The organism is Mesorhizobium sp. M7A.F.Ca.CA.002.09.1.1, assembly GCF_003998555.1.
Classification (GTDB): Bacteria; Pseudomonadota; Alphaproteobacteria; order Rhizobiales; family Rhizobiaceae; genus Mesorhizobium; species Mesorhizobium ciceri.
Genome location: NZ_RZRR01001119.1, coordinates 1 through 1,507 on the forward strand (window position 1 = coordinate 1; position 1,507 = coordinate 1,507).

Annotated in this window: 1 protein-coding gene; it reads left to right on the forward strand. The window is 58.7% G+C overall.

The genetic code is table 11. The features are described 5' to 3' along the window. Positions 1 to 1,507, forward strand: a 1,507-nt coding sequence (locus EN994_RS30875) for an FAD-dependent oxidoreductase (RefSeq protein ID WP_127308119.1), incomplete at both ends; no start/stop codon positions are given.

Sequence of the window (1,507 nt, forward strand, 5' to 3'; positions counted from 1 at the left end):
GGCTTATGTAGAGAACGGTTGGCCTACGGAGCGCTACCGGCTCTATCATGAGGAGAAGGCCAAGGGAGGGCTTGCTCTAACGGTGGTGGGGGGATCGACCAACGTTTCGTCGGACAGCCCGTCCGCGTTTGGGCAACTTTATGCCGGCGATGACAGCATCCTGCCTTGGTTTGAACTGCTTACCGGGGGCGTTCATTCCCATGGCGCCGCGATTATGTGTCAGCTGACACATATGGGGAGGCGTACATCCAGCGACGTAGGGGAATGGCTGCCAGTAATAGGACCATCTAACACGCGAGAACGGGCGCACCGAGCCTATCCAAAGAGTATGGAAAGGGCTGATATAGTACGCGTCACCAAGGACTTTGCGGCCGCGGCGGCACGATGCAAAAAGGGCGGTTTTGACGGAATCGAAATCCTGTCGCACTCGCACTTGCTGGGACAATTCCTATCCCCTCTGATCAATTTCAGACAGGACGATTATGGCGGCTCCCTGGAGAACCGGCTTCGACTCACCTTCGACGTCCTGAACGGCGTCCGCGATGCTGTGGGTGACGAGTTCATCATAGGACTGAGGATCACCGGTAACGATTTCCTCAAAGGTGGGCTCAGCCGCGAGGACTGCATCGAGATCGCCCAGCGGCTTGAGCAGTGCGGCCTGGTCGACTTCCTCAACGTGCTTGCGGGAGCGCCATACGACGATCTGGGCTTGGCTCAATGGATGCCTCCTATGGGCACTCCCGCAGCCCGTTTCCTTGGAGTTGCCAAAGACATACGTGAGGCCGTTTCACTACCTATATTCTATGCAGGAGGCATTGCCGATATCGCAACTGCTCGCCATGCCCTGCGCGACGGCATTGTCGATATGGTGGGAATGACCAGGGCTCACATCGCCGATCCCTACCTGGTCTCAAAGCTGCAAACCGGGCAGGAAGATCGTATCCGCACCTGCGTCGGAATGAACTACTGCGCAGACCGGGTTAATCAAGGCAAAGACGCTTTATGCGGCCAGAATGCCGCGACCGGTCGCGAGCGTTTCTTCCCGCATCGCTTTCGCCGCCATGAAATAGCGGGTTTGCGCGCTGTCGTTGTTGGTGGAGGCCCAGGAGGACTGGAGGCGTCCCGTGTTCTCGCCGAGCGGGGTTACAGGGTGACCCTGTTCGAAGCGTCCAACCAGCTGGGTGGACAGATTAACATGGCGGCCGGAGGTTCCACCAGGCGCCAGATGCGCGGGATCATCGATTGGCTGGTCAATGAACTCGAGCATCTCGGCGTTGATGTTCGCTACAACATGCTGGCGGAAGCCGAGGACATCCTGCGTGAGAAACCTGTGTTGGTGGTGATCGCGACAGGCGCACTGCCGCGCTCGCTGAACATTGGCGGCGCGCATCTTGCCCGGCCGATTTGGGACGTGTTCACCGGACAGCCTCCTGTTGGAGAGGTCATCATTTTCGACGATCGAGGCGACCATCACTCGCTGGTGGCGGCGGAGGTAGCAACCCAATCC